At 75.9% G+C, this 25,597-nt stretch carries 28 protein-coding genes and 1 tRNA gene; 9 read left to right on the top strand and 20 right to left on the bottom strand.

Going from position 1 to position 25,597, the window contains the following annotated elements; translation table 11 throughout:
- The first annotated feature begins 30 nt into the window (after window positions 1–30).
- Both ACI79G_RS17895 and ACI79G_RS17890 read left to right on the top strand, forming a co-directional pair.
- A complete protein-coding gene (locus tag ACI79G_RS17895) occupies window positions 31–1,224 on the top strand; it encodes a sensor histidine kinase (RefSeq protein ID WP_456882454.1) in 1,194 nt (397 codons plus the stop codon).
- A complete protein-coding gene (locus ACI79G_RS17890; RefSeq protein ID WP_456882453.1) occupies window positions 1,221–1,826 on the top strand; it encodes a response regulator in 606 nt (201 codons plus the stop codon). Before ACI79G_RS17895 ends, ACI79G_RS17890 begins: the two co-directional genes overlap by 4 nt.
- A gap of 76 nt (window positions 1,827–1,902) precedes the next feature.
- Here ACI79G_RS17890 and ACI79G_RS17885 read toward each other — a convergent pair whose 3' ends face one another.
- The 3 genes from ACI79G_RS17885 to ACI79G_RS17875 form a co-directional block, all read right to left on the bottom strand.
- Complete coding sequence (locus tag ACI79G_RS17885) at window positions 1,903–2,097, bottom strand: hypothetical protein (RefSeq protein ID WP_091221768.1); 195 nt, start codon at window positions 2,095–2,097, stop codon at window positions 1,903–1,905.
- Window positions 2,097–2,348 carry a hypothetical protein gene (locus ACI79G_RS17880; RefSeq protein ID WP_456882452.1) on the bottom strand — a complete coding sequence of 84 codons (252 nt, stop codon included), beginning with the start codon at window positions 2,346–2,348 and terminating at the stop codon, window positions 2,097–2,099. The genes ACI79G_RS17885 and ACI79G_RS17880 overlap by 1 nt, the downstream gene beginning before the upstream one ends.
- Before the next feature lie 159 nt (window positions 2,349–2,507).
- Window positions 2,508–4,352: an acyl-CoA dehydrogenase gene (locus ACI79G_RS17875; RefSeq protein ID WP_456882451.1), complete on the bottom strand. Its 1,845-nt coding sequence runs from the start codon at window positions 4,350–4,352 to the stop codon at window positions 2,508–2,510.
- Window positions 4,353–4,545: 193 nt separating this feature from the next.
- Here ACI79G_RS17875 and ACI79G_RS17870 point away from each other — a divergent pair, with 193 nt between their 5' ends.
- Window positions 4,546–4,980: an EAL domain-containing protein gene (locus tag ACI79G_RS17870; RefSeq protein ID WP_456882450.1), complete on the top strand. Its 435-nt coding sequence runs from the start codon at window positions 4,546–4,548 to the stop codon at window positions 4,978–4,980.
- On the opposite strand, the gene ACI79G_RS17865 is transcribed toward ACI79G_RS17870, so the two are convergent.
- The 8 genes from ACI79G_RS17865 to ACI79G_RS17830 form a co-directional block, all read right to left on the bottom strand.
- Window positions 4,868–5,227, bottom strand: coding sequence for a lipopolysaccharide assembly protein LapA domain-containing protein (locus ACI79G_RS17865; RefSeq protein WP_456882449.1), 360 nt, complete (start codon window positions 5,225–5,227; stop codon window positions 4,868–4,870). The two genes, ACI79G_RS17870 and ACI79G_RS17865, sit on opposite strands and share 113 nt — an antisense overlap.
- A gap of 37 nt (window positions 5,228–5,264) precedes the next feature.
- Window positions 5,265–5,429, bottom strand: a complete 165-nt coding sequence (locus ACI79G_RS17860; RefSeq protein WP_456882448.1) for a hypothetical protein — start codon at window positions 5,427–5,429, stop codon at window positions 5,265–5,267.
- An 81-nt stretch (window positions 5,430–5,510) separates the two neighbouring features.
- Complete coding sequence (locus ACI79G_RS17855; protein WP_456882447.1) at window positions 5,511–5,936, bottom strand: hypothetical protein; 426 nt, start codon at window positions 5,934–5,936, stop codon at window positions 5,511–5,513.
- Window positions 5,937–6,252: 316 nt separating this feature from the next.
- Window positions 6,253–6,876 (bottom strand): TetR/AcrR family transcriptional regulator, encoded by a 624-nt coding sequence (locus tag ACI79G_RS17850; protein ID WP_456882446.1) that lies wholly within the window; start codon window positions 6,874–6,876, stop codon window positions 6,253–6,255.
- A gap of 198 nt (window positions 6,877–7,074) precedes the next feature.
- Entirely contained in the window at window positions 7,075–7,215 is a 141-nt protein-coding gene (locus ACI79G_RS17845; protein ID WP_175479627.1) for a hypothetical protein, read from the bottom strand.
- A 107-nt stretch (window positions 7,216–7,322) separates the two neighbouring features.
- On the bottom strand, window positions 7,323–7,469 hold the full coding sequence (locus tag ACI79G_RS17840) for a hypothetical protein (protein WP_456882445.1): 147 nt from the start codon (window positions 7,467–7,469) through the stop codon (window positions 7,323–7,325).
- Window positions 7,470–7,524: 55 nt separating this feature from the next.
- Window positions 7,525–8,460, bottom strand: coding sequence for a ribokinase (locus ACI79G_RS17835; protein ID WP_456882444.1), 936 nt, complete (start codon window positions 8,458–8,460; stop codon window positions 7,525–7,527).
- A 22-nt stretch (window positions 8,461–8,482) separates the two neighbouring features.
- Window positions 8,483–8,980, bottom strand: coding sequence for a DUF6328 family protein (locus ACI79G_RS17830; RefSeq protein WP_456882443.1), 498 nt, complete (start codon window positions 8,978–8,980; stop codon window positions 8,483–8,485).
- A gap of 58 nt (window positions 8,981–9,038) precedes the next feature.
- On the opposite strand from ACI79G_RS17830, the gene ACI79G_RS17825 reads away from it, so the two are divergent.
- From ACI79G_RS17825 to ACI79G_RS17810, 4 genes are all read left to right on the top strand, one after another.
- Window positions 9,039–9,392: a DUF3140 domain-containing protein gene (locus ACI79G_RS17825; protein ID WP_456882442.1), complete on the top strand. Its 354-nt coding sequence runs from the start codon at window positions 9,039–9,041 to the stop codon at window positions 9,390–9,392.
- A 3-nt stretch (window positions 9,393–9,395) separates the two neighbouring features.
- The gene (locus ACI79G_RS17820; RefSeq protein WP_456882441.1) at window positions 9,396–10,151 is read left to right on the top strand and encodes a methyltransferase domain-containing protein; all 756 of its coding nucleotides are present in this window, start codon (window positions 9,396–9,398) and stop codon (window positions 10,149–10,151) included.
- A 19-nt stretch (window positions 10,152–10,170) separates the two neighbouring features.
- The gene (locus tag ACI79G_RS17815; protein ID WP_456882440.1) at window positions 10,171–11,193 is read left to right on the top strand and encodes a type III polyketide synthase; all 1,023 of its coding nucleotides are present in this window, start codon (window positions 10,171–10,173) and stop codon (window positions 11,191–11,193) included.
- 75 nt (window positions 11,194–11,268) lie between these two features.
- On the top strand, window positions 11,269–11,925 hold the full coding sequence (locus ACI79G_RS17810) for a response regulator (protein WP_456882439.1): 657 nt from the start codon (window positions 11,269–11,271) through the stop codon (window positions 11,923–11,925).
- A gap of 98 nt (window positions 11,926–12,023) precedes the next feature.
- Here the strand turns inward: ACI79G_RS17810 and ACI79G_RS17805 are convergent, their stop codons facing one another.
- From ACI79G_RS17805 to ACI79G_RS17795, 3 genes are all read right to left on the bottom strand, one after another.
- Window positions 12,024–13,742, bottom strand: a complete 1,719-nt coding sequence (locus tag ACI79G_RS17805; protein ID WP_456882438.1) for a GAF domain-containing protein — start codon at window positions 13,740–13,742, stop codon at window positions 12,024–12,026.
- Window positions 13,739–14,269, bottom strand: coding sequence for a universal stress protein (locus ACI79G_RS17800; protein WP_456882437.1), 531 nt, complete (start codon window positions 14,267–14,269; stop codon window positions 13,739–13,741). The genes ACI79G_RS17805 and ACI79G_RS17800 overlap by 4 nt, the downstream gene beginning before the upstream one ends.
- A 103-nt stretch (window positions 14,270–14,372) precedes the next feature.
- Window positions 14,373–15,212 carry a putative protein N(5)-glutamine methyltransferase gene (locus ACI79G_RS17795; RefSeq protein ID WP_456882436.1) on the bottom strand — a complete coding sequence of 280 codons (840 nt, stop codon included), beginning with the start codon at window positions 15,210–15,212 and terminating at the stop codon, window positions 14,373–14,375.
- Between the two features lie 128 nt (window positions 15,213–15,340).
- Here ACI79G_RS17795 and ACI79G_RS17790 point away from each other — a divergent pair, with 128 nt between their 5' ends.
- Complete coding sequence (locus ACI79G_RS17790; protein ID WP_456882435.1) at window positions 15,341–15,577, top strand: hypothetical protein; 237 nt, start codon at window positions 15,341–15,343, stop codon at window positions 15,575–15,577.
- A 67-nt stretch (window positions 15,578–15,644) separates the two neighbouring features.
- Here the strand turns inward: ACI79G_RS17790 and ACI79G_RS17785 are convergent, their stop codons facing one another.
- The 4 genes from ACI79G_RS17785 to ACI79G_RS17770 form a co-directional block, all read right to left on the bottom strand.
- Entirely contained in the window at window positions 15,645–16,286 is a 642-nt protein-coding gene (locus ACI79G_RS17785; RefSeq protein WP_456882434.1) for a hypothetical protein, read from the bottom strand.
- 302 nt (window positions 16,287–16,588) lie between these two features.
- A tRNA-Gly gene (locus ACI79G_RS17780) sits at window positions 16,589–16,659 on the bottom strand.
- Window positions 16,660–16,675: 16 nt separating this feature from the next.
- Window positions 16,676–19,429, bottom strand: a complete 2,754-nt coding sequence (locus tag ACI79G_RS17775; RefSeq protein ID WP_456882433.1) for an ATP-binding protein — start codon at window positions 19,427–19,429, stop codon at window positions 16,676–16,678.
- Between the two features lie 556 nt (window positions 19,430–19,985).
- Window positions 19,986–22,664, bottom strand: a complete 2,679-nt coding sequence (locus ACI79G_RS17770; protein WP_456882432.1) for a S8 family serine peptidase — start codon at window positions 22,662–22,664, stop codon at window positions 19,986–19,988.
- Window positions 22,665–22,858: 194 nt separating this feature from the next.
- On the opposite strand from ACI79G_RS17770, the gene dcd reads away from it, so the two are divergent.
- Entirely contained in the window at window positions 22,859–23,449 is a 591-nt protein-coding gene (dcd, locus tag ACI79G_RS17765; RefSeq protein ID WP_456882431.1) for a dCTP deaminase, read from the top strand.
- Here the strand turns inward: dcd and ACI79G_RS17760 are convergent.
- Complete coding sequence (locus ACI79G_RS17760) at window positions 23,415–24,671, bottom strand: MFS transporter (protein ID WP_456882430.1); 1,257 nt, start codon at window positions 24,669–24,671, stop codon at window positions 23,415–23,417. The two genes, dcd and ACI79G_RS17760, sit on opposite strands and share 35 nt — an antisense overlap.
- A 66-nt stretch (window positions 24,672–24,737) precedes the next feature.
- Complete coding sequence (locus ACI79G_RS17755) at window positions 24,738–25,172, bottom strand: DUF389 domain-containing protein (RefSeq protein ID WP_456882429.1); 435 nt, start codon at window positions 25,170–25,172, stop codon at window positions 24,738–24,740.
- Between the last annotated feature and the right edge of the window lie 425 nt (window positions 25,173–25,597).

The raw sequence follows: 25,597 nt of genomic DNA, 5'->3' as shown, positions 1-25,597 counted from the left end.
CGCGACGGGCGGTACGGCAGCATGGGGGCCGTGCCGACCGTCGCGCGCTGGTGGAGCAGCCGCACCGACTCGCAGCGCATCGACCTCTACACCCGCTCGTCGTACTACACGACGCTGGTGTTCGTCCCGGTCATGCTGTTCTTCGCGGCGGCGTCGGACTGGGTGACGGCCTCCGCGTGGCACCCGGTGGTGCTGCTCGGCTCCTCGGTGGTGACGACGGCGGCCTGCCTCGTGCTCACCCGGCGCGGGTTCCACGACCGCGCCACCGGCCCCGACCGGCCTGCCCTGCTGGTCGCCCTCGTCGCCGGCCTGATCACCGTCCTGGCGGCGCTGGCCGCCACGGGAGAGGGGCCGGCGCCCGCCGCCCCGTGGGTGGCCGGCCTCGTGGGCGCCGCGGTGCTGCTGGCCCTGTCGGTCACCGTCCCGACCCGGCCGCTGGTCACCGGGGCCGCGGCCACCGGCGTGCTGGCCGGCGCGGTGGCGCTCGCCGAGGGCAACCCACCGGCCGCCGCCGTCGCCATCGGCGCCTCGATCGGTCTGGCGGTCGGGTTCTTCGTCACGGCCTTCCGGTTCAGCGTCTGGATCCTCGACGTCGTCCTGGAGATGGAGCGCACCCGCGGCGTGCAGGCGCAGCTCGCGGTCGCCGAGGAGCGGCTGCGCTTCGCCCGCGACCTGCACGACGTCATGGGCCGCAACCTCTCGGCGATCGCGGTGAAGAGCCAGCTGGCCGCCGAGCTGGTCCGGCGGGGGAGGGACGGCGCGGCCGAGGAGCTCGCCGACATCAGCCGGGTCGCCGAGGAGTCGCTGCGCGAGGTCCGCGACGTCGTCCGCGGCTACCGGCGCACCGACCTGCCCGGCGAGCTGGCCGGCGCCCGGTCGGTGCTGCGCGCGGCCGGGGTGGGCGTCACGGTGACCGGTGAGGAGGAGGCGGTGACGCTGCCCGAGCCGGTGCAGACCGCGCTGGGCTGGGTGGTGCGGGAGGCGGTGACCAACGTGCTGCGGCACAGCCGGGCGACCTGGTGCACCGTCGAGCTGCGGGCGCTCGGTGGGGAGGCGGAGCTGCAGGTGGCCAACGACGGTGCCCTCGGGGCGGGGACGACCTGGGGCAACGGCCTCACCGGCCTGGCCGAGCGGCTGGCGGCCACCGGTGGCCGGCTCTCGGCCGGTCCGGACGGCGACCGGTTCGTCCTCGCCGCGACCGTGCCCGTGAGGGTGCCCGCGTGATCCGGGTGCTGCTGGCCGACGACGAGAACCTGATCCGTTCGGCACTGGCCGCCCTGCTGGCCCTGGAGGAGGACCTCGAGGTGGTGGCCCAGGCCGCCTCCGGTGCCGAGGCGCTGGCGATGGCCCGCGCGCACACGCCCGATGTCGCCGTCCTGGACCTGCAGATGCCCGACCGGGACGGCATCTCCGTGGCCGGGGAGCTGTCCACCGTGCTGCCGGGCTGTGCGGTGGTGATCGTCACCGGGCACGGCCGGGCAGGGCACCTCAAGCGGGCGCTGGAGGCCGGCGTGCGCGGGTTCCTGCCCAAGACGGTGAGCGCGCCGGTGCTCACCGACGTCGTCCGCACGGTGCACCGGGGCGGGCGGTACGTGGACCCGGAGCTGGCCGCGGAGGCGATCAGCGCGGGGGACAGCCCGCTGACGCCGCGCGAGGCCGACGTCCTCGAGCTGGCGGCCGGGGGCGCCCCGGTCGAGGAGATCGCCGCCCGCGCGCACCTGTCACCCGGGACCGTGCGCAACCACCTGTCGGCCGCGGCGGCCAAGCTGGGCGCGCCGAACCGGCACGCCGCGGTGGAGGCGGCGCGCCGGCACGGCTGGATCTGAACGGGCTCCCTGCACGGTCCGGTCCGGCCCCGTCCCGGGTCCCGCGCCGAGCCCGCGAGGTGTGGGGTGTCCCTGCTCAGTCCGGGACGTTGCCCGGACGCACCGTCCCGTCGTCGCGCTGGGCGTCCTCGTCGGTGGTGAGGGTGACCTCGTCGCGCTCGCCGCCGTCGGACCGGTCCTCGCCGGGGACGCCGTCGACGAGGTTGCTCGCGCTGGGGCCGTCGGTGGTGTCCGGGGACTCCCGGTAGCCGGTGTCGTCGGACTCGCTCATCAGATGTCCCTTCCTCCGGAGCGGGGGGTGGGCCCCGAGACCTCGCCGGACGGTCCGTCCGTCCGGGCGCGGGCGACGTCGGAGTCGGCGCGGGCGGGGAGGTCGTCGCCCGCCGCGGCGTCGCGCTCGATCGCCTCGTCGCGGGTGAGGGGGACGTCCTCGAACCCCGATCCGGTGTCGCTGTTGTCCCCGCTGCCCGACGCGGTCGGGATGTCCTGCTGGATCCGGTCGCTGCCCTGGGGGTCGCTCACGGGGGCCTCCTGTCCGACGGCGCTGTCGCAGGGGCCATGCCCGCCGTCGTCCCCCTGAAACGACCGCGGCCGCCGTCCCCCCGGGGGAGACGACGGCCGCCGGCCCCGTCCAGGGCACCGCCGCGAGCCTGCGAGCGGTGGGGAGGACGGGGTCCTCTCTCAGAAGGCGGCCTCGTCGACCTCCATGAGGGTGTTGTCGGTGTGCTCGACGACGGTCCGCTCCGCCGTCAGTCTCGGCAGGACCTGGGTGGTGAAGAACCGGGCGGCGGCGAGCTTGCCCTCGTAGAAGTGCCGGTCCCTCTCGGTGACCTCGCCGGCCAGGGCGCCGAGCGCCACCTCGGCCTGGCGCACGAGCAGCCAGGCCGTGACCAGGTCGCCGGTGGCCAGCAGCAGCCGGCTGGTGTTCTGGCCGACCTCGTAGAGGGCGGTGAGGTCCTCCTGCGCCCGGGCGAGGCGGCCGAACATCGCCGCCAGCATGCCCTGCACGTCGGCGAGGGCGGTGGCGAGCAGCGCCCGCTCCTCCTTGAGCCGGCCGTTGCCGGCCTCCGCGTCGATCGTGGCCTGGATCTGCTCGGCGACCCAGGTCAGGGCGACGCCGCCGTCCTTGACGATCTTGCGGAAGAAGAAGTCCTGGCCCTGGATCGCCGTGGTGCCCTCGTAGAGGGTGTCGATCTTGGAGTCCCGGATGTACTGCTCGATCGGGTAGTCCTGCAGGTAGCCCGAGCCGCCGAGGGTCTGCAGCGACTCCTGGGTGAGCAGCTGGGTGGCCCGCTCGGAGCCGAAGCCCTTGACCACCGGCAGCAGCAGGTCGTTGACGCGGGCGGCGAGCGTCGCCTCCTCGCTGTCGGCGGTGCCGGCGGCCTCGGCCTCCGTGACCTGGTCGCGGAAGGTGGCGGCGTAGAGGTACAGCGCCCGCATGCCCTCGGCGTAGGACTTCTGCAGCATGAGCGAGCGGCGGACGTCGGGGTGGCGGGTGATGGGGACCCGCGGGGCGTCCTTGCTGGTCGCGGTCAGGTCGGCGCCCTGCACGCGGTTCCTCGCGTAGTCCAGGGCCACCTGGTAACCGGCCGACAGCGTGGCGATGGCCTTGGCGCCCACGAACATCCGGGCGTGCTCGATGACCCGGAACATCTGCGCGATGCCGTCGTGCACCTCGCCGACCAGCCAGCCCCTCGCCGGCACCGGCCCGTCGCCGAAGGTCAGCTCGCAGGTCGTGGAGACCTTCAGGCCCATCTTCTCCTCGACGTTGGTGACGTACACGCCGTTGCGCTCGCCCAGCGCGCCGGTCTCGAGGTCGACGTGGAACTTCGGGACGACGAACAGCGAGAGGCCCTTGGTGCCCGGCCCCGCGCCCTCGGGGCGGGCCAGCACCAGGTGGACGATGTTGTCCGACAGGTCGTGCTCGGCCGAGGTGATGAACCGCTTCACGCCGGTGAGGTGCCACGAGCCGTCGTCCTGCCGGACCGCCCTGGTGCGGCCGGCGCCGACGTCGGAGCCGGCGTCGGGCTCGGTGAGCACCATGGTGGCGCCCCACTTGTGCTCGAGCATGAGCCGGGCGAGCCGCTTCTGGTCGGGGGTGCCGAGCTCGTCCAGGATCGCGGCGAAGGCGGCCCAGGAGCCGTACATGAAGACGGCGGGGTTGGCGCCGAGCACCATCTCGAAGGCCGCCCAGGTCAGGGCGTGCGGAGCGCCGGAGCCGCCGAGGTGCTCGGGCAGGTCGAGGGAGAACCAGTCGCCGTCCTCGATGGCGCGCACCGACCGCTTGAAGCTCTCGGGCAGGGTCACCGAGCACGTGGCCGGGTCGAACACCGGCGGGTTGCGGTCGGCGTCGGCGAAGGAGTCGGCGATCGGGCCCTCGGCCAGCCGGCGGATCTCGGCCAGCACGCCGCGCGCGGTCTCGACGTCCACCTGGGCGAACGGCCCGGTGCCGAACCGGTCCTTGGTGTCGAGGAACTCGAAGAGGTTGAACTCGAGGTCCCGCAGGTTCGCGGTGTAGTGGCCCATGCCTGTGGCTCCCGGTGCTCCGTGCTGGAACCCGCGACTCAGTACTCGCGGGTAACAAACGGTATTACCGGCCGGTAACCGGGAGCAAGCACCGCCGCAGGACCGCGACCTCGGGAGGCGTGGCTCTCCCTCGTGGGGGTGAGCCGGGCGTCCAACCACGGTCGCGGTCGGCGGTGGACGACTCCGGCACCGGGTGCTCGTCGCCGGACCACCTGCGGCGGCTGCCCGTCGACGTCCTCGAGATCGACCGGTCGTCCCTGGAGGACCTCGCCACGACCCGCAGGCCGACGCCGTCGTCCGCGCCGTCGTGGAGCTGTCGCACACGACGGGCCTGACGGTGGTCGCGGAGGGCGTGGAGACCGCCGAGCAGCTGGCGACGCTGGCCGGCATCGGCTGCGACGCCTGGCAGGGCTTCCTCATCGCCCGTCCCATGCCGGCCGGGTCGGTCCCCGGCCACCTGGGTCGGGCCGCCGACCTGCCCGCGCCCGCCTACGCGGGAGCGGGCGGCGGACCGCTCAGCCGGAGCGGCGGCGGGCGCGCAGCACCAGGCCGGCCAGCCACACCAGCAGGCCGCCGAGCGCCGCGGCGACGACCAGCGCCAGCACCAGCGGCGCCTGGACGTCGGTGAAGACCAGGCTGATCTGGACGGTCTGGTTGTTGAAGACGACGAACAGCACCAGCACCACGGTGACGAACAGCAGCAGCGCCAGGGCGAGCGTGCGGCCGGCGGTGCGGCCGGCGTTGCGGACGGGATGGCGCTCGGGCGTCGTCCCGCGGGTCGGAGCGGGGCCGGGGGTGGCCGGACCAGTGGTCGTCCCAGGGGTGCCGGTCGGGCCGGTCGAGGTTCGGAGGGGGTCGGAGCCGGGAGCGGTCACGGGTCGAGTCTGGTGCCCGCCGCCGTCCCGCGCACGGTCAGCCGTGCGCGTCGGGCTCGGTCTCGGCCGGGGGCCAGCTCGGACCCGCGACACCGTCGGCGGGGCCGGGTGTGCCGCCCTGGGACTCCGGGTCCCCGGGCGGGGCCACCTCGCTGCCGAAGGGCTGGGCGTCGCGTGGTTCGTCGGGCTCCGGCATCGTCATGGAGCCAGTCTGCGGCGGCCGTTCCCCCGCGGCGACCGCACGTGGCCTGCGGTCCGGCCCGGAGGGCCGGGGTGTCCCCGCTCACTCGTCCAGGACGGGGCCGGCCTCGTGGTGGGGGTGGCCCTTGGTCCGCTCGCGCTGCTTCATCCGCGCCTCGAAGACGTGCCGGTCGCCGTCGGACAGCTCGTCGCGGGCGCGCTGGTCGAAGGCGCGGAAGACCGACCAGTAGTTGGCGTCGTAGTCCTCGACGATCTGGAAGGTCCAGCGGTCGGCGATGACGTTGCGTCCGACGAGGTCGCGGTCGAGGTCGTCGGCGAGCTGGGTGTGGCCGGCCTTGCGGAGGAGCTCGACGGCGTCCTGGAGCAGCAGGTCGGCCTTGCCGGAGTGCTGGTGGAAGCCGTAGAGCTGGCCGCGTGCCTGCTCGATGGTCTCGAGGGCCTCGGAGAGCTTGCCCAGGCCCTCCACGGTGGTGTCGTCGAGGTCGGGCCGGCTGCGGTCGGTGCTCACCGGCCCATCCTGCGATCCCTCGTGGGTCTCCGCTGGACGACCGCGGAGGAGGGGGGCCCGGAGGGTCTCGCGACGAGTGGCCGGGTGGGCTCAGCGGTGCCGGGGACGGCACGTGGCCGCGGTGGTCGGGAGGAGTGGGGCCCGGAGGGTCTCGCGACGAGTGGCCGGGTGGGCTCAGCGGTGCCGGGGACGGCACGTGGCCGCGGTGGTCGGGAGGAGTGGGGCCCGGAGGGTCTCGCGACGAGTGGCCGGGTGGGCTCAGCGGTGCCGGGGACGGTACGTGGCCGCGGTGTCGGCCGGTAGGCCGACGAGGGACTCAGCGGGCGACGGCGATGTCGACGAGCCGCTCGGCCAGCTCGCGACCGTGCGAGGCGGGGCCGTCGGGGCCCAGCAGCCCCCCGGAGAGGTACATCCCGTCGATGATGAGGTGCACCTGCGCGGCGAGGTCCTCGCCCGAGCCCGGCGCGACCTGCTCGGCGAGGCGCTCGAGCCGGGCGTGCAGCTCGAACTTGTAGTCGGCGGCGGCGCTGCGCGCGGGGTGCTCCGGGTCGTCGTACTCGCTGCTGACGTTGGTGAACGGGCAGCCGCGGAAGCCGGCCCGGGTGACGTCGGCCTCGACGGTGTCGACGACCGAGAGCAGCGCCGCCCGCGGGTCGTCGGCGAGGCGCTCGAGCTCGGCGTCGACGCGGGCGAGCACGGTGGCCGCCTTGCGCGCGAGGTAGGCGCCGACCAGGTCGTCCTTGCTCTTGAACAACCGGTACACGGTCATCTTGCCCAGCCCGGTCTCGCGGACCAGCTCGTCCATCCCCACGCTGCGCGAGCTGCGGGTCGCGAACAACCGCTCGGCGGTGTCCAGGACGATGGCCTGCCGCTCCGCCCGACTCCGGCGGACGGGAACCGAGACGTCGTCGGCGGCGAGGGGGATGGCGGCTGCGGTCACGCCGGCGATGCTGCCGCAGGGCGTGACGGAGCAGTTCGCGGCACGCCGGGACCGGTCGACAGGTGGTTGCTGTGAGTGACGAGGTGCGCCCGGGCTGACCGGGACGCCAGAGGTCGGTGGGACGGGTGTGACGTTCCGTGACCTCTCCGAGGCCCCCTCCGGGGCATCCCCGAGAGGATGCCGGAGGGGGTCCTCGCCTCAGGCCCTGCGGATGCGGCGGGGGTTGGCCAGCAGGCGGGACAGGGGCGCGGTCGAGGCCTGTCGGGCCTGCGACTCGTCGGCCGGGCGCTCCTCAGAGGCCTCGGTACCTACTCGGGGCTGGTTCTGGGTGTCCTCCATGGGCCCAGCGTCCCCCGCGCAGCCGGTGGCAAAACAGACCCGCAACGGTGAGTTGAGTCGATGTCACGGAGAGATGCGTCACTCTCGGTGGCCGTCGGGCCCCCGGGTCAGGGCGTGTCGGCTCCGCCCGTGGGCGCGTCGCCGCCCTCGGCGGGCTGGTCCGGGTGCGGCGTCTGGCCACCCGGCTCCTCGCCGGGTGGGTCCCCGCCCTCGGCTGGTTCGGTGGTGTGCGCGGGCTGGTCGGGTTCGCTCACGGGACTGCCTCCTCGTTCGTCGGCTGGCCGAGCCTGTGCCCGGCCGGCCGCCCGGTCAACCGCCTGCCTCGTCCACCGGGACGGCGGCCGGCAGCCCGGGCCGTGCGGCGGCCAGCGCGGCGGCGTCGGGCAGGGCGCCCCGCGCACCCGGGCCGGTCGTCGACAGCGCCGCCGCCGTGGCCGCGGTCGCCACCGCCTCGGCCGCGGTCGAGCCCGCCGCCAGCGCGACGGCCAGCGCCCCGCAGAAGGCGTCACCGGCGCCGGTGGTGTCCACGGGCCGCACCGGCAGCGGCGGCTGCAGCAGCGCCGGGCCGTCGTCCGGCACGAGCAGTGCCCCGCGCCCGCCCAGGGTGACCACCACCGTGCCCGCCGTGAGAGCGCGGGCCAGCCGCGCCAGCTCGCCCGGCGTCCGGTCGCCGGCCGGTGCGCCGGCCAGCTGCCGCAGCTCGTGCTCGTTCGGCACCAGGACGTCGACGCGCGCCAGCAGTCCGGCCGGCAGCGGCTCCGGAGGCGCCGGGGTGAGGACGACGGTGCCCGTGGCGGCCGTCGCCGCGGCCTGCACGGTCTCCACCGGGATCTCGAGCTGGAGCAGCACCACCCGCGCCTCGCGCACCGCCGCGACGTCGACGTCCGCGGGTCGCAGCTGCGCGTTGGCCCCCGGGACGACGACGATCAGGTTCTCGCCGCTGCCGTCCTCGACCGGGATCGTCGCGCTGCCGGTGGGGACCTCCGGCGTCCGCACCACGGCCGTGACGTCGACCCCGGTGCCGGCGAGCGCGGCCAGCTGCCGGTCGGCGGCCGGGTCGTCGCCGACCCGGCCGACCACGGCCACCGCGCCGCCGAGCCGGCCGGCCGCCGCGGCCTGGTTGGCGCCCTTCCCGCCCGGCGCCAGGACGGTCTCCCGCCCGACGACGGTCTCGCCGCGGCCGGGCAGCCGGGGGACGCGGACCAGCACGTCCTCGTTGAGGCTGCCGACCACGGTGACGCTCACCCGCGCAGCATCTCCCAGGGCCTCAGCCGTCGCGCGGCCGCCGGTGGCGCAGCGGCACCAGGTACCAGGCCACCACGCCCAGCACGACGACGAAGGCGCAGCAGGCGAGGGCCGGCCACCGGCCCAGGACGACGTCGAGCACGAGCAGCACCGCCGCCGCGATGCCGAGCAGGAGCAGCGCCAGGCCCACCAGCAGCGCGCCGTCGGCGAAGGCGACCAGCTCCTGCTTGCGCCGCTGCCGGAACAGCGTGCGGTGGAAGGAGACCGGCGCGATCAGCACCAGCATCGCGGTCGCGGTGCTCAGGAGGGTGACCGCGTAGACCGTCGTCCCGAAGGCACCGAGCTCGTCGAAGCGGGCGCTGAACGGCAGGGTGAGCAGGAACGCGAAGAGGATCTGCACGCCGGTGATCGCCACCCGCATCTCCTGCAGCAGCTCGGCGAGGTTGCGGTCGAGCACCTCCTCGGGCGTCTGGCCGCGGGCGATGGCCGCCCCGGCCACGTCGGTCCGTTTCCGCACCACCCACCTGCGGTACCGCGACCAGCAGGACCCGACACGCCCAGGACCCGCGGAGGCAGGCATGGCGCAGGACGAGGACCCGGACACCGTCCGCCGGGAGTTCCAGGAGGCGGTCAACATGTCCCCCGCCGAGCTGGAGCGCTGGCTGGAGACCGAGGAGTCGCAGTCGGTCGGGCAGAAGAAGGACGGCTCGGGGGAGTCCACCGGTCACGCCGAGGGACGCCGGATCGTCGAGCTGCTGCGCACGGAGAAGTCGGACCTCACCGACGACGACCTCGCCCACATGCGCAAGGTGCACGGCTACGTCGCCCGCCACCTGGCCCAGGAACCGGGCAAGGAGGACGTCGAGACCTCCAAGTGGCGCTACTCGCTGATGAACTGGGGCCACGACCCCCTGAAGAAGGGCACGAGCTAGCGCATGGGCCGACTTCCCCGGAACGACCCCGCCCAGTACGACGAGCTGGCCGACCAGTGGTGGGAGGCGTCCGGGGGGTTCGCCGCGCTGCACTGGCTGGCCGCGTCGCGGGCCGAGCACATCCCGCCGGCGCCCGGCCCCGACGCGGTGCTGGTCGACCTGGCCTGCGGCGGCGGGCTCATGGCGCCGCACGTCGCCCGGCTCGGTTACCGGCACGTCGGCGTCGACCTCGGCGCGCGGGGCCTCCGGGTGGCCCGCGAGCACGGCGTCCTGGCGGTGCGCGGGTCGGTGCTCGCCGTCCCGCTGGCCGACGGGTGCGCCGACGTCGTGGTGGCCGGGGAGATCCTCGAGCACGTCGAGGACGACGTGGGCGTGCTCGCCGAGTGCGCCCGTCTGCTGCGCCCCGGCGGCACGCTGGTCGTCGACGCGCTCGCGGCCACCCGGATCGGGCGCTTCCTCATGGTCACCGTGGCCGAGCGGCTGCCCGGCGGCCCGCCGCCCGGCATCCACGACCCCGCGCTGTTCGTCGACCGCGCCCGCCTGCTCGCCGCCGCCGACGCGCTGGGCCTGGACCTACGGCTCGTGGGGCTGCGGCCCTCCTTCCGCGAGGCGCTGGCCTGGAAGCTGGGCCGGCGGGACACGGTGCGCATGAAGCCGGTCCGGTCCACCGCCGTCGTCTTCGCTGGTTACGGCAGGCGCCGGGAGGAGGACGGACGGAGCGGCGCAGCGGACCCGACGCCCGTACGGTCGGGTCCATGAGCGCCTCCGAGCTGCGCCGATGAGCGCCGTCCTGACCGGTGCCGGTCGCGCCCTGCCCACGACGATCGACCAGGCCGCGGCCTGGGACGGCTTCTTCGCCGACCACTACGCCGGCGTCCGCGCGGCGCGGCGGGTCTTCACCGCCTCCGGCGTGCGCCGGCGGCACGCGGTGGCCAACCCGCTGGACGAGGACATCAGCGGGTGGAGCACCGGCGCGCGGATGCAGCGCTACGTGCAGGAGGCCCTGCCGCTGGGGAAGCAGGCGGTGGCCGCCGCCCTCGACGACGCCGGCCTGGCGCCGGGGGACGTCGGCCTGTTCACCGTCGCCACCTGCACCGGCTACGCCACGCCGGGCCTGGACATCCGGCTGGCCAGCGACCTCGGCATGCCTCCGGGGCTGCAGCGGCTGCTGGTCGGGCACATGGGCTGCTACGCCGCCATCCCGGGCCTGGCCGCCGTCGGCGACTACGTGACCGCCCGGTCCCGCCCGGCCGTCCTGCTGTGCTGCGAGCTGACCAGCCTGCACGTGCAGCCTCCGGTGCGCGAGCTCGACCAGGTCGTCGCGCACGCGCTGTTCTCCGACGCGGCCGCCGCCGTCGTCCTGCAGCCGGGGGGCCGCGGACGGCGGCTGGCCGGGGTGGTCGCCCGCACCGACCCCTCGACGTCTGACCACATGACCTGGGACGTCACCGACCTGGGCTTCCGCATGGGGCTCTCCCCGCGGGTGCCCGACGTGCTCTCGCGGCACGTCGGCGACGTCGTCGAGGAGCTGCTCACCGGCGCGGGGCTGCGGATCGAGGACGTCGCCGGCTGGGCGGTGCACCCCGGCGGTCCGCGGATCCTCGACGTCGTCCGCGACCACCTCGGGTTGACCGAGGAGCAGCTGGCCGCCTCCCGTTCCGTGCTGGCCGAGCACGGCAACTGCTCGTCGGCGACGGTGCTGCTCGTGCTCGAGGAGCTCGCCGACGTCGACGGCCCGGTCGTGGCCATGGCGTTCGGCCCCGGGCTCACGCTCTACGCGGCTCTCCTGCTGCCCTCGTGACCGGGGCCAGGCTGGTGACCCCTCACTGTAGTCGCTACGCTGTGTGAACAAGGTCACTCTCCGGAGGGGGCGCCCGTGGAGTCGAGCGACGGTGCCGTGCGGGTGTTCCTGGTCGACGACCACGAGGTCGTGCGGCGCGGGGTGGCCGAGGTCCTGGAGGAGGACCCGGTCATCACCGTCGTCGGGGAGGCCGGCTCGGTCGCCGAGGCCCTCGCCCGGGTGCCGGCCGTGCGGCCGGACGTCACCGTCGTCGACATGCGCCTGCCCGACGGGGACGGCGCGGAGGTCTGCCGCAAGCTGCGCGAGCGGGTGCCCGGCCTGCGCTGCCTGGTGCTGACGAGCTTCCCCGACGAGGACGCCGTGGCCGCCGCCGTCGCCGCCGGGGCCTCGGGCTACGTGCTCAAGCAGGTGCGCGGCTCGGCGCTGGTCACCGCCGTCCGGACCGTCGCCGACGGCGGCACGCTCTTCGACCGGGACGCCGGGGTCTCGGCGTCCGCCGCGCGCCGCCGTCCGGCCGAGCGGGACCGCCGGCTGGCCGTGCTCACCGAGCAGGAGCGCACGGTGCTGCGGCTGATCGGCGAGGGTCTGACCAACCGTCAGATCGGCGCCCGCATGGGCCTGGCCGAGAAGACGGTGAAGAACTACACCAGCCACCTGCTGGCCAAGCTGGGCCTCGAGCGGCGCACGCAGGCCGCGATCCTCGCCACCGAGCTGCGCGACCGCCCCGACTGAAGAAGGACCCGCCTGCCCCACCACTCGCGAGTTCGCGTCAGGCCGCGTCCAGAGGCTCGGCGCGAGCTTGCGAGCGGTGAGGAGGACGGGGTCCTTCTTCAGTCCCGGCGCGGCATCGGCACCGACCAGCGGATCTGGGTGCCCTTCGGTCCGGTCGAGGTGGTCAGCCGGCCGCCGTGCCGCTCGGCGCGGTCGGCCAGGTTGGTCAGCCCGCTGCGCACGGAGACCGCGGGCAGCCCGATCCCGTTGTCGGTGACCACGACGCGCACCTCGGTGTCGACGGTCACCGTGACCGTCACCCGGGTGGCCTGCGCGTGCCGCACGACGTTGGTCACCAGCTCGCGGACGACGGCGACGACGTCGGGCAGCAGCGCGGGTGGCAGGTCCTCGTCGCCGCGCAGCCGCACGTCCGGGCGCAGCCCCTGCCCGCCGGTGATCGAGCGGACGACGTCGACGATGCGGGTGCGGACGGCGTCGGGCGAGGCGTCGTCGGCCTCGTGCAGCTCGAAGATCGCCGAGCGGATGCGGGCGATGGTGCCGTCGAGCTCGTCGACCCGCTCGGCCAACGCCGCCGCCGTCTCGGGCAGCTCCTCCTCCAGCGAACGGCTCACCCGGTCCAGGGCCAGACCGGTGGCGAAGATGCGCTGGACGACGTGGTCGTGCAGGTCCCGGGCGATCCGGTCCCGGTCGGCCTGCACCTGCAGGCGCCGTTCGCGTTGCTGGCTGCGGGCCAGTTCCAGGGCGACCGAGGCCTGCGCGGCGAAGACCGACGCCAGCTCGAGGGTGTCCGGCTCGAAGGGCTCCCGCCCGCGCCGCCGCATGGCGACGACGGTCCCCAGCGCCGGACGACCGCCCAGCGGGATCATCAGCGTGGGGCCGAAGCGCTCGGTCAGCTCGCCGAGCACCGGGGCGCGCTGGCCGCCCACCGCGGCGGCGCTGACGTCGGGGATGAGCACCGGCGTGCCGGTGCGGTGCGCCGTCCCCAGCTGCGTGTCGGTCAGCGGGAGGCGCACGCCCTCGGCGTACTCGTAGTAGTGCGCGCCGACGGCCACCACCACGGTGAGCACGTTCTCGTCGTCCGGGCTCGGCACCAGCACGCCGGCGGCGTCGGCCGAGGCGAGGTCGGCGACCTGCTCGCCGATGGAGCGCAGCACCGTGTCGGGGTCGGCGCCGGACAGCAGCGCGGTCGCGATGTCCGTGCCGGCCTGGGCCCACGCGCGGCGGTGCTCGGCCCGCTCGACCAGCTCGGCGTTGCCGATCGCCAGGCCGGCGGCCGCGGCCAGCCCGACCGCCGCGGCCTGGTCGGCGTCGGTGAACGCGTCGACGCGCTCGACGGTCACGAAGAGGTGACCGAACACCTCGCCCCGCACCCGGACCGGGACCCCGAGGAACGAGCGCATCGGCGGGTGGCCGGGTGGGAAGCCGACGGCCTCCGGGTGGGTGGTCAGGTCGGCCAGGCGCAGCGGCTCGGACCGCCCCAGCAGCAGGCCGACGACGCCGGCCCCGACCGGCGACCGGCCGATCCGCTCGCGCGTGGCGGCGTCCATGCCGACGACGACGAAGCGCTCGTAGGCCGCGCCGGTGTCGTCGAGGACACCGAGCGCGCCGTACGTCGCTCCGGTGGTCTCGACGGCGGCCTGGACGATCCCGTGCAGCGTGCCGTCGACCTGGGCGCTGTGCGCCGTGGGCTGGCTGCCCGGGACGGGCACCTCGGCCGAGGACAGGTCGACCGCCCCGGCACCGGGCGGGGTCAGGGCCCGGCGGTCGGGGTGCTCCCGGGGGAGCGGCGGGGACGTGGTGATGCCGGCCTCCGTCACGCGCCGCGGGCGAGGCGGCGGGTCGGCTGCCGGGGGACGGCGGGGCGCAACAGGGTCTTGCCCCGGCTGCTGACCACCACCAGGTCGGCGCCGCGGGTGGCGCTGCTGAGCGCCTCGAACACCGGCCGCTCGAGGACGGCGGTGCGGACGCGGCCGGTGACGCCGGTCTCGGCGATGGCCCGCAACACCTGGGCCTCCAGCCGCTCCAGCGCGACGGCGCCCGTGCGCCGTCCCGGGCGGGAGACGCCGGGGAGCGTGTCGTCGCCGTCGTCGTCGACCACCCAGACGGCGACCACGGTGGCCTCCCGGCGGGCGGCCTCCCGCAGCGCCCACACCAGGGCGCCGTGCGCGGCGTGCGAGCCGTCGACGTCGACGAGCAGCCAGGGGTTCTGCCGTCGCGGCAGCAGCGGGGTGAGCCGCATCGGCTCCACCCGGCGATCGCCGCGCGCGTCCTCCACGGCGCGGTCCGCGGGGCTGCCCGGCCGATCCTGTTCCGGCTCGTCCCTGAACCGGTGCGCGTCGTCCATGCGGCGATCGTGTACCGCCCCGTTGCGGGGCGGCAGGGACCAAGGGCCCGCGGCGGTCGAGGTCACGGCGTGACTGATCCATCCCGGTGGGTGACTGGGTGTGTCACAGCGGACCGTGACGATCCGGATACAGGGTCCCCGGGGACGTCCCGAGCACGACCGTTGCGTCGCGCTCCTCGTCCCGGACCACGGCCGCCTGCAGTCCACCGGTCCGCACCGCCGCGGCGGTGCGCGGCGCCTGGCGGGCGCTGGTCTCGACGAGCAGGGTCCCGCCGGGCGCCAGCCAGCACCGCGCCTCCGCGGCCACCCGCCGCTGCAGGACGGTGCCGTCGGGGCCGCCGTCCAGTGCGGTGCGCGGCTCGGCGTCGCGCGCCTCGGGCGGCATGAGCGCCACCGCCGCACTGGGCACGTAGGGGGCGTTGACCGCCAGCAGGTCGACCCGGCCGCGGAGCGCAGCCGGCAGCGCGGCGTAGAGGTCACCCTGGTGCACCCGGCCGCCGACCGGCTCGAGGTTGCGCCGGGCGCAGCGGACGGCGACCGGGTCGACGTCGGCCGCGTGCAGCTCGACCGGGCCCAGGCCGGCGGCCACGGCGAGCGCGACCGCGCCGGAGCCGCAGCACAGGTCGACGACCACCGGGGTGCCGGGAGCAGAGCGCAGCAGCGCCACCGCCTGCTCGACCAGCAGCGCGGTCCGCTGCCGCGGCACGAAGACGCCGGGCTCGACCGCGACGCGCAGGCCGCAGAACCGCGCCCAGCCGAGGACCGTCTCCAGCGGCTCGCCGGCCACCCGACGGTCCACCATCGCGGCGAGGTCCGCCGGGCCGGCGGCCGCGGCGAGCAGCTCGGCGGCCTCCTCCTCGGCGAACACGCAGCCGGCCGCGCGCAGCCGCGCGACGAGGGGCGACGGGTGCTCCGGGAGGACGTCGTCCCGCGACGGTGGCACGGGCCTCCGCCTCCTCCCGACTCCGGCTGCTGGCGAGGGTACGGGCGGGTGGCGGCGTGCATGGGTGGCGCACCCGCGGGGCAGGGAGGTCGTGCGCGAGCCAGGTCCGACCGGCGACAGGAGCCACCATGCCGACACCCGACCCACGACCTCCCGGCGAGGACCGCTCCGGCGAGGACCGGCCGAGCTCCCGGGGCCGCCGGGGGAGGGCCGTCGTCGCCAGCACGTTCCTCGCCGGACTGGCGATCATCCTGGCCGTCCTGCTCCTCGTCCCGCGGTGCAGCCAGGCGGTCCAGGACAACGGGTCGGCCGTCGACGCGCCGTCGGTCGTCGAGCAGACCGTCCCGCAGGCCGACCGGCCCTAGTCCGGCACACCGGAGCCTCGGCGGCCGTCGAGGACGGGCGCCGGGGCCCTGTCGCGTGCTCGTCCGGTCAGACGGTGAAGCCGACGCGGTCGATCTTGCGGTGGTAGCGGGTGCCGAGCCCGCCCCCGAGCAGCGCACCGAGCAGCGAGACCAGCGCGGCGGCGACGCCGGCGACGACGCCGGCGGTGGTGGCGGTGCTGCCGCTGACCGGGATGCTCGGCAGGTTCAGCTGGGCGAGCACGTTGTACTGCGCACCCAGCACCACGCCGAGGACGCCGAGCACGACGACGACCAGCAGGCCGATGAGCCACACGGCCAGGCCCTGCCGGGCCCCGTCGAAGCGGGCCATCCGGCCGGCCACGTAGCCGCCGGCGAGATAGGCGAGGAAGAGCACGACCAACAGGGCGATGCCGCCGGTGAGACCGATGGTGGTGGCTTGCTGAGCGGCCGCGTCCGCGGTGTCCACCTGGCTGAGGCCGAAGGCGACACCGGCCGCCGAGAGGACGGCCAGCAGCAGCACGGCCAGCCCGTTGGCCGACAGCCAGCCGAAGAACGCCGCGCCCCACTTGATCCCCCCGAAGCGGGCGTGCTGCGCGTCGACGGCGTCCCGGGCGGCCCCGCGGGTGGCGTGCGCGCCCTCCGGTGCGGCCGGGGCGGCCGCCGCGGTGGGGGCGTCGAGGTGGGTGCGGGTGCGATCGGGCTCGGTCATCACGTCTCCTCGTGGACGACACAGGCCCGGGATCGGTGCCCGGCCGCCCCCGCGGCAAACGGGGCGTTACCGAATCGTGTGACGCGCTGACCAGGGAGGACATGCCCGGTCGCGCACCGTCACCCGAGAGGGGGCGAGGTGCTCCCGTCCACCGTCCTGGTCGATCGACGGTGGGGGGAGCCGCCCGAGGAGGCGACGCGGATGGGCCTGCCGCACCGAGCAGGGGTCCAGGGGGCCGAGCGGGGACGTCAGCCCGTCGGGGACGCTGACCGGTCGACCGGTCAGCGCAGCCGGAGGCGGAGAGCGGGTGACGAGAATCGAACTCGCACTGTCAGCTTGGGAAGCTGATGTTCTGCCATTGAACTACACCCGCGGAGTGCGCTCCGAGCTTACCGGAGCGCCCCGTCGGAGGGGAGCGGGGGGCCGCCGGTGCGGATGACGACGGTGGTGCCGGCCGGGCTGGGCGTCGCGGTGATCTGGCCGACGGCGCTCATCAGCATCGAGCCCCGGCCGCGGTCCATGCTCGGCACCCGCTCGCGCCACCGGCCGTAGTCGCGGACCGCGACCTCCACCCGGCCCCCCACGACCTCGGCGCCGACGTCGATGACCGGCTCGGCGGGGTCCTGGGCGTGCTCGATGGCGTTCGTGGCCGCCTCGCAGGCCGCCAGGACCAGGTCGTAGGCGAGGTCCTCGTCCAGGCCCGCCTCGGCGAACAGCGCCCGCAGCCGCCGGCGCAGCGCCGCGACCGACCGGGTGTCGGACGGGAAGCGCCAGTGCCGGCGGACGGCGGTGTCCACGGGGGCGACGGGAGCCGGCGGCGCCTGACCCCCGGCGGACGGCGCGGTCGCGGGTGGGGCCGCCGGCGGGTGCGGGCGGGGCGGCACCGCGGGGGCGGCGTCCCCGTCGGCCGCGGCGGTCGCGGAGGGCGCGGCGGTCGCGGAGGGCGCGGCGGGGGGCGCGGGACGGGTGACCCCGGCCGCGCGCCCGGCGGCGCGCTCCAGGACCGCGCGCAGCCGCCCGAGCAGCTCGGCGGACTCGAACGGCTTGGCCAGGTAGTCGTCCACGCCGGCGTCGAAGCCCTCGACCGCGGCCTCCTGGCCGGCCCGGGCGGTGAGCATGACGACCGGCACGTCGCGCACGGCGGGGTCGGCCCGCAGGGCGCGCAGCAGGTCGAAGCCGTCGAGTCCGGGCATCATCACGTCGGTCACGACGACGTCGGGCCGTGCGGCCGCGATGCTCTCCAGCGCCTCCTGGCCGTTGGTCGCCGTCCGCACCGTCCAGACCGGGGACAGCAGCCGGGTCAGGTAGGCGCGCATGTCGGCGTTGTCGTCGACGACCAGCACGCTGGTGCCGGGGGTGGTGGCCGGCGTCCGCGGGCCCGCGGCGTCGGGGACGTCGTCCCACGGCGTGACCACCCCGCCGCGCGAGGACGCCGACGGGACGGCGGGGGCGCCGGCCGGGGCGTCGGGCGCGCCGAACGGCGCCCGCACCGTGAAGGTGCTGCCGGCGCCGGGCTCGCTGGTGGCGCTGACCTCGCCGCCGTGCAGGGCGACCAGTTCGCGTACGAGGGCCAGGCCCAGCCCGCTGCCCTCGCGGCTGCGCGCCGCGGTGCCCACACCGCGGTGGAACCGCTCGAACAGGTGCGGCAGCTCCGCGGCGGGGATGCCCACGCCCGTGTCGGCCACCGTCAGCACCAGGTCGTGGCCGTCGGCCCGCAGCGTGACGTCGATGCCGCCGACGAAGGTGTACTTCACCGCGTTGGCGACCAGGTTGAGGACGATCTTCTCCCACATCCGCGGGTCGACGTAGGTGGGCCGGTCCAGCGGCGGGCAGTCGACGGTGAGCCGCAGGCCCGCGCGCTCGGCGGCGGCCCGCAGCACCCCTGCCAGCTCGGCGGTGAAGGCGGCGACGTCGGTCTCCACCCGCACCGCGGACGCCCGGCCGGCCTCGATGCTGACGAACTCCAGCAGGTCGTTGACCAGCCGCTGCAGCCGCTGGCCGTTGCGCAGCGCCAGGGTCAGCGACTCGCGGACGCCGGCGGGCAGCGCGGGCCCGTGCTCGGCGAGGGTGTCGGCGATCGGGCCCAGCAGGAGGGTGAGCGGGGTGCGCAGCTCGTGGCTGACGTTGGCGAAGAACGCCGTCTTGGCCTGGTCCAGCTCGGCCAGGGCCTCGGCCCGGGCACGCTCCTCGGCGTAGGCGCGGGCGTTGCGGACGGCGGCGGCGAACTGACCGGCGAGCAGCTCGTGGAAGGAGCGGTACTCCTCGTCCAGCGCGCGGTTGGGGTTCACGCCGGCCACCAGGGCGCCCACGCCGTCGCCGTCCGGGCCGCCGAGAGGGAGGACGACGGCGCCGCTGACGGCGTCGCCGAAGGGCCCGCCGGTCACGCCCAGGTCGGCGACGGGCAGGGGGAGCAGCTCGTCCGGGGAGGCGGCGACCTCGGGCAGCTGTCCGGTCGCGCAGCCGACCACCGCGGCGCGGCGGAGGCCCGGCGCGCCGGGAGCGGCGAGGTAGACGGCGGCGAACGGCACGTCGAGCGGGTCGCCGGCCAGCGCGGCGGTCATCGCCGCCACCGTGGCGGTCTCGTCGACCAGCTCACCGGTCGACGTCGCCACGTCGTGCAGCAGCCGCTGCCGGCGCTCGGCCAGCACCTGCCGGGTCACCTCGGTGCAGACCGCGTGCATGCCCGCGACGCGGCCGTCGTCGCCGTAGGCGGGCGCGTGGGAGACGGTGAAGTAGGTCTCCTCGCGGTAGCCGGCGCGCTCGAGGAGCAGGAGCAGCTGCGGGATCCAGGACGCCTCGCGGGCGGCCATGGCGTGCTCCACCGGCTCCTTCAGCGCCGCCCAGCCCTCGGCGAGGGTCACCCGCAGGTCGTCACCGATGGCGCCGGGGTGCTTGGTGCCGATGAGCGTCGCGTAGGCGTCGTTGTAGAACTGCGTGTAGCGCGGTCCCCAGGTCAGGATCATCGGGAACCGCGAGACCAGCACCGTGCGGACGGCGTGCCGGAGGCTGGCCGGCCAGGCCTCGACCGGGCCCACCGGGGTGGTGGACCAGTCCATGGCGGCCATGAGCCGGCCGTTCTCGCCACCGTCACCGAAGAGCTCGTCGTCCCCGGGGGCCGGGGACGGGCGGGCGCCTGTGCTCACGTACCGGCGCACCTCCCCGTGCTGGTCCTCCGCCCCTCCCGACGTGGTGCGGACACACGTCGGTCCCGGTGCCCGGCCTGGGCCGGGCACCGGGAGGGAACGGTACCCCGGGGTCAGCGGCGCACCGCCCCGAGGAAGCCGGTCGCCTCCGGGCGCAGCCGCGCGCCAGCTGGGACAGCCCGGTGACGTCCTGGCCGCCGGGACCCAGGGACGCCGAGCTGTCGACCGCGGCGGCGATGCCGTCCACCACGCCGTTCATCTCGGTGACCGTCGTCCCGACCCGGGTCATGACCGCGGCGACCTCCTCGCAGGCGGCCCGGATCTGCTCGACCTGGGCGGTCACCCGTTCGGTGGCCCGGCCGGTCTGGTCGGCGAGGTCCTCGCGCCCCCCGCCGGTCGGTGTGACGCCCGGGCCGGCCTCCGCGAGGCCGGTCGTTCGTGGATGTCGGGCAAGGGGTCCTCCGGTCCTGCGGGACGGTGTCGCCCCCTCCTCCATCGGCAGGGCGGCCGCCGATCGGGTGGCGCGGCACGGATCCCGCGGTCGGGTCGGCAGGTGTCAGACCACGACACCGGTGCAGGACACCGAGCAGTCGGTGGACCAGATCCCGCGGAGCCCGCTGAACGTGGCACTGCGCACCAGCCGTTGACCGGCCGGCCCGGTCCCGATGCCCGGCTGCACGGAGCCGCCGGTGTCGGGCCGGCTCGGGGTCGTGCCGTCAGGGGTCGTGCCGCCGGAGCTGCCCGGGGTGGTGCCGCCGGAGCTGCCCGGGGTGGTGCCGGTCGGCGCGCTGCCACCGGTGCCCGACCCACCGGTGCCGGCGGCGACGTAGGTCAGCGCTGCGGTCAGCACCGAGTGCCGGCCGTCCGGGGCGAAGACGTGCACGTCGTACACGCCCGCCACCCGGGCGGGCACCCGGACGACGACCCCGGTGGCCGACGACCGGACCACCGTCGCCGCCGCCGTGTCGCCGATGCGCACCCGCGGGTCCGCCGGCAGGGCGGCGCCGGTGATGGTCACCAGCGTGCCGCCGGCGGTGCCGACCCGGGACGGGCTCAGCGAGGTGATCGCGAACGGGCCGACCGACGGGTAGAGGTTCTCGCCGCCGGGAGTCGGGCCGCCCGAGCCGCTGGGGGGCTCGGGGGACGTCGGCGTCCGGGTGCCCGAGGGGACGTCCGGGACGGTCGGCGTGGTGCGGCCGGACGGCGCGTCGGGGCTGCTGCCGCCGGAGCCTGAGCCGCTCGGGTCCGGGCCGGAGCCCGCCGGGGCGGAGCCCGCAGAACCGGAGCCCGCCGGGCCGGAGCCCGCAGAACCGGAGCCCGCCGGGCCGGAGCCGGCCGAGCCGGAGCCGGCCGAGCCCGAGTCGGAGCCGCTGCCGCTGGAGCCGCTGGCCGGCGTGCTGGTGCCGGGACGGGCGCCACCGGTGCCGGACCCGCCGGCGCTCGGCGAGCCGGGCGTGCTGGCGCCGCCCGAGGTCCCGCTGCCGGGCGTGGTGCTGCCCGTGCCGGTGCCGGGTTGCGTACCGCCGGTGCCGGAGCCACCCGTGCCCGAGCCGCCGGACCCGGTGGACGGGGCGACCGCCGCCGAGCCGACGAGCAGGGGCGCGGCCACCGTGCGCCCGAGGGCGGCACCGTCCTTCTCCAGCTGGACCGTGAGCACGTAGCGGCCGTCGCCGAGCTCCATCGAGGGAGACAGGGCGAGGGCGGCCGGGCCGGCTGCCCGGCCCAGCGGGAAACGCGCCGTCCCGGTGTCGTCGGTCGCCAGCGTGGTACCGCCGACGGTGAGCTCGGCGCCGGAGACGGCCCAGACCTCGCCGTCGTGCTCCATGCCCAGGCCGAGGGTGACGGCGTAGTCGCCGCTGCCCGTTGGGCCCGCCGCGGTGACGCGTGGGCTGACCACGCCTGCGGGCGCGGTCATCGAGGTGAACCGGTAGTCGACCGCGCCGGCTCCGGCCTCGGCCAGGGCCGCGATGGACAGGCGGCCGCCGGTCACGGACCTCCCCGCGAAGGCGGCCACCGGCTCGACGTCGCCGAGGAGGGCGGCCTTGACCTCGGCCGCGGTGGCGGCGGGCATCTGGGCGCGGTACAGCGCGACGGCCGCGGCCACGTGCGGGGCGGCGATCGAGGTCCCGCTGATCATCCGGTAGGAGCCGTCGTTCCACGTGGTCGCCACCGACTTGCCGGGGGCGAACAGGTCGACCGAGGTCGCCCCGTAGGCGGAGCTGTCACTGATCCCGTCGGAGGCGTTCGAGTTGCCGACCGTCACGATGTTCGCGTCGGGGAGGCTCGCCGGGTAGGACGGCGAGCGGTCCCGGTCGAGCGCGTCGTTCCCGGCCGCCGCGATGATCAGGACGTCGTGCGCGGCGGCGTAGGCCACGGCCGACTGCAACGCGGTCAGGGCGCCTCCGGTGAACGCTCCGCCCCACGAGGCGTTGATGACGTCCGCACCGTGGTCGACGGCGTACCGGATGGCCTTGGCGGCGAGGTAGACGTCGACCCTGTCGCCGCTGCCGATGACCAGCGGCATGATCTGCACGTCCGGGGCGACGCCGGCCGATCCGTGCCCGTTGTCCGCGCGCGCGCCGACCACGCCGGAGACGCCCGTGCCGTGAGCGCCGCTGGTCCCGTTGTCGACGTCCGCGGAGTTGGTGGCGAAGTTCCAGCCGTGGCAGTCGCCGGGCAGTCCGTTGCCGTCCCGGTCGACCGGCCCGCAGGTCTCGGCGGGGTTGGTCCACAGGGAGCCGGCCAGGTCGGGGTGGTCGGAGTCGAAGCCGGTGTCGGTGACGGCGACGATCCGGCCGTGTCCGGTGCCGCCGTCCCAGCCGGCGAACGCATCCACGTCCGCGTCGGCGACCCCGGCCTGCAGGTAGGAGTTCGCGCCCGTGTTCTCCAGGTTCCACCCGTACGGCGCGACGTACGGGTCGGTGACCTGGCCCATCACCGGGACCGACGTCGAGAACTCGGCGTCGGCCACCCCCGGCAGGGCCTCCAGGTGCTGCGGCGGCAGTCCCTCGGTCGCGACGAGCGCGCGGCCGTCGCCCACGTCCTGGGCGTTGACCACCCCGTCCGCCGTGCCCACCGCCTGCACGAGCTCGTCCACCGTGACCCCGGGGTCGGCGGTGAGCACGTACCGGGTCAGCCCGTCCCCGGGGCCGTAGTAGCTCGCCTCCTTCAACGGTGGTCCGGCCAGCGCCGTCACGGCCGCGGCCCCGCTGTACCCGGCCACTGCGGCGGCCACGAGGACGACCGGTAGACCCGGCCTCCTGATCACACTCCGCACGTCCACTCCACTCCCTGCCGGGAACGACCCGGTGACGACCGGCCCGAGGGAGCCGGTGGGACGCCAACGGCGTCCTCCGCCGCGGGGTTGAGGGCCGGTGGACCGGGTTCGCCCGGAGTGGTGAGGGAGAGGGGGTCCCTAGACTCCGCCGCATGCTGCTGTCCGACCGCGACATCACGGCCGCCATCGCCGAGGGCCGCCTGGGCATCGAGCCCTACGACAAGGCGCTGGTGCAGCCCTCGAGCATCGACGTCCGGCTGGACCGCTTCTTCCGGGTCTTCAACAACGCGCGCTACACCCACATCGACCCCGCGCAGCAGCAGGACGACCTGACCACGCTGGTCGAACCCGACGGCGACGAGCCGTTCGTGCTGCACCCGGGTGAGTTCGTCCTCGGCTCGACGCTCGAGGTCGTCACCATCCCCGACGACGTGGCAGCGAGGCTCGAGGGGAAGAGCTCGCTGGGGAGGCTGGGGCTGCTCACCCACTCGACGGCGGGCTTCGTCGACCCGGGTTTCTCCGGGCACATCACGCTCGAGCTGTCCAACGTGGCGAACCTGCCGATCACGCTGTGGCCCGGCATGAAGATCGGCCAGCTGTGCCTGTTCCGCCTGACCACCCCGGCCGAGCACCCGTACGGCTCGGCGGTCTACGGCTCCCGCTACCAGGACCAGCGCGGCCCGACGCCCTCGCGGTCGTTCCGCAACTTCACCCGCGCGGAGACGCGGCGTCCGGCTCCCTGACCGCCCCGGCCGCGTCCCGGGCGGCCACCTCGTCGTCCACGAAGCGCTCCCGGGTGGCCAGCCAGCCGGTGACCGTCAGCGCCGCGACGCCGGTGAGCGCGAGGGCGAACATGCCGGCGTAGCTGCCGGTGGCGCCGAGCAGGACGCCGACCAGCAGCGGCCCGGCCCCGGCGAGCACGTACCCCCAGCCCTGGACGACGGTGGACAGGGCCGCGGTCGTCTCCGGGGTGCGGGCGCGCAGGCCGATGAGCGCGAGCACCATCGCGAAGGTGCTCATGCCGACCGCGGGCAGGCTCATCCACAGCCACGGCACCGTCCGCGGGGCCAGCATCAGCCCCAGCCAGCCGGCGACGTAGCAGGCGGCGAAGAGGACCAGCAGCGGCCGCTGCAGGCGCGCGCGCACCGACAGCGGGGGGACGATGGCGTTGAGCGGCACGACGACCACGGTGTTCACCCCGAGCAGCAGCCCGGCGGTCGCGGCGTCCAGCCCGGAGTCGCGCAGGTACTGCGCCGTCCAGCCGAGGATGACGTAGGCCTGCATCGCCTGGAGACCGAAGAAGGCCGCCAGCGCGACCGCCGTGGGGCTGCGCACCAGTGCCCGCATCGGCAGCGCCACGTGCGCGGCGCGCGAGCTGCCCGCCCGGGGCCGCACGGCCAGCCACGGCAGCGCCGCCAGCAGCGCGGGAACCGCCCAGATCGCGAGGGTCCAGCGCCAGCCGGCGTCCCCGGCGGCCCGGGCGATCGGCGCGGCCGACACCGAGGCCACCGCCCCACCCGCGGACATCGCGGTGCCGTAGGCGCCCACGAGCAGCCCGGTGCGCGTCGGGAAGTACCGCTTCACCAGGCTGGGGAGCAGCACGTTGCCCAGGGCGCCGCCGACCATCGCCAGCACGGTGCCGGCGACGAAGAGCCAGAACGCCCCGGCCACCGCCCGGAGGACCAGGCCCGCGGCCATCGCGAGCAGCGCACCGGCCAGCACGTGCCCGTCGCGGAACCGCGCGGTCAGCAGGGGCCCGGAGAAGCCGATGACGGCGAAGCAGATCACCGGCAGGCTCGTCACCAGCCCGGTGAGGCCGCTGGAGATGTCCAGCCCGGACTGGATCTCCTGCAGCACCGGGCCGACGCTGTTGACCGCCGTCCGCAGGTTCAGCCCGGTCAGGACGATCGCCGTCCCGACGAGCAGCAGGCCCCGGCGGTGGTCGGGGACGTCGCTGCTGGTCACCCGACGATGGTCCTCCCCGGCGCGAGCCGGCTGGGAGCCGGGTTCAGCGCGGCGCGTGCCCGACGGTCACCACCCGCGGGACGACCCGGGGCACGTGCCGCCAGACCGCCCGCTGCACGGCCGGGGTCGCCAGTGCCGCCGCGAGGACCCCAGGGCGGTCACGCCGATGGCGACGGCGAAGCCGACCGTGAGGGTCACCGGCGCCCGGCGGGCGATCGAGCGGCGGCCGTGCACCACCGCGACGACCAGCGCGGCCAGCGTCGCGAACTCCGGGCCGAGCACCATCGTGCCGATCGTCAGGATCGCCGAGTCGTTGATGATCGCCACGCCGGCCAGCAGCGTCGCGATGGTCAGGAAGGCCAGGTAGGAGGCCGACAGCGCGGAGTCGGCGTCCGTCGTCCGCACCACCTGCTCCCACACGACGGCGTCGGCACCGTCCCCCGGGGCGCGGGTCTCGGCCCGCTCGGCCGCGGTGGACACGGCGGCGTCGACGGCCTCCATGGCGATCCGCCGTCACGGGCGACGCCCAGCCGGCGCAGCTCGGCGACGAGGTCGTCGGCGGACTCGCGGGCGACGTCGGCCATCACCAGGTCCCCGCGCGGTGAGAGGGACGCGTCCGGCAGGACGGCGAGGTGCGCGGTGCCGGCGGAGCCGGAGAAGAGGTCGAGGACCTCGGGGGTCCGGTCCCGTGGCACGGTGACCCGCAGGTGGAGCAGCACCGGGGGGTCGTCCCACCCGGCGGGCCGCGGACCCGCCCGGGGACGACGACGGCGCGTGCCCCCGGGTGGGGACACGCGCCGTCGTCGCGGTGGTCCGGGGGGGGGGGGGGGGGGGGGGGGGGGGGGGGGGGGGGGGGGGGGGGGGGCGGGGGGGGCGCGCGCGCCCCCCACCCCCGGCCCGCCGCGGGCCCCGCCCGCACCCCCCAC

The organism is Geodermatophilus sp. SYSU D00779, assembly GCF_054050595.1.
Note: the sequence above shows the minus strand (reverse complement) of the source record. Positions and strands in the feature narration are given on the sequence as shown.

What these genes read in the sequence shown, in the direction of transcription:
- ACI79G_RS17885 (WP_091221768.1), bottom strand. Translation starts at nt 2,097, where the DNA reads ATGAGCGAGTCCGACGACACCGGCTACCGGGAGTCCCCGGACACCACC.
- ACI79G_RS17875 (WP_456882451.1), bottom strand. Translation starts at nt 4,352, where the DNA reads ATGGGCCACTACACCGCGAACCTGCGGGACCTCGAGTTCAACCTCTTC.
- ACI79G_RS17860 (WP_456882448.1), bottom strand. Translation starts at nt 5,429, where the DNA reads ATGACGATGCCGGAGCCCGACGAACCACGCGACGCCCAGCCCTTCGGC.
- ACI79G_RS17845 (WP_175479627.1), bottom strand. Translation starts at nt 7,215, where the DNA reads ATGGAGGACACCCAGAACCAGCCCCGAGTAGGTACCGAGGCCTCTGAG.
- ACI79G_RS17825 (WP_456882442.1), top strand. Translation starts at nt 9,039, where the DNA reads ATGGCGCAGGACGAGGACCCGGACACCGTCCGCCGGGAGTTCCAGGAG.
- ACI79G_RS17820 (WP_456882441.1), top strand. Translation starts at nt 9,396, where the DNA reads ATGGGCCGACTTCCCCGGAACGACCCCGCCCAGTACGACGAGCTGGCC.
- ACI79G_RS17815 (WP_456882440.1), top strand. Translation starts at nt 10,171, where the DNA reads ATGAGCGCCGTCCTGACCGGTGCCGGTCGCGCCCTGCCCACGACGATC.
- ACI79G_RS17800 (WP_456882437.1), bottom strand. Translation starts at nt 14,269, where the DNA reads ATGGACGACGCGCACCGGTTCAGGGACGAGCCGGAACAGGATCGGCCG.
- ACI79G_RS17790 (WP_456882435.1), top strand. Translation starts at nt 15,341, where the DNA reads ATGCCGACACCCGACCCACGACCTCCCGGCGAGGACCGCTCCGGCGAG.
- ACI79G_RS17785 (WP_456882434.1), bottom strand. Translation starts at nt 16,286, where the DNA reads ATGACCGAGCCCGATCGCACCCGCACCCACCTCGACGCCCCCACCGCG.
- dcd (WP_456882431.1), top strand. Translation starts at nt 22,859, where the DNA reads ATGCTGCTGTCCGACCGCGACATCACGGCCGCCATCGCCGAGGGCCGC.
- ACI79G_RS17755 (WP_456882429.1), bottom strand. Translation starts at nt 25,172, where the DNA reads ATGGAGGCCGTCGACGCCGCCGTGTCCACCGCGGCCGAGCGGGCCGAG.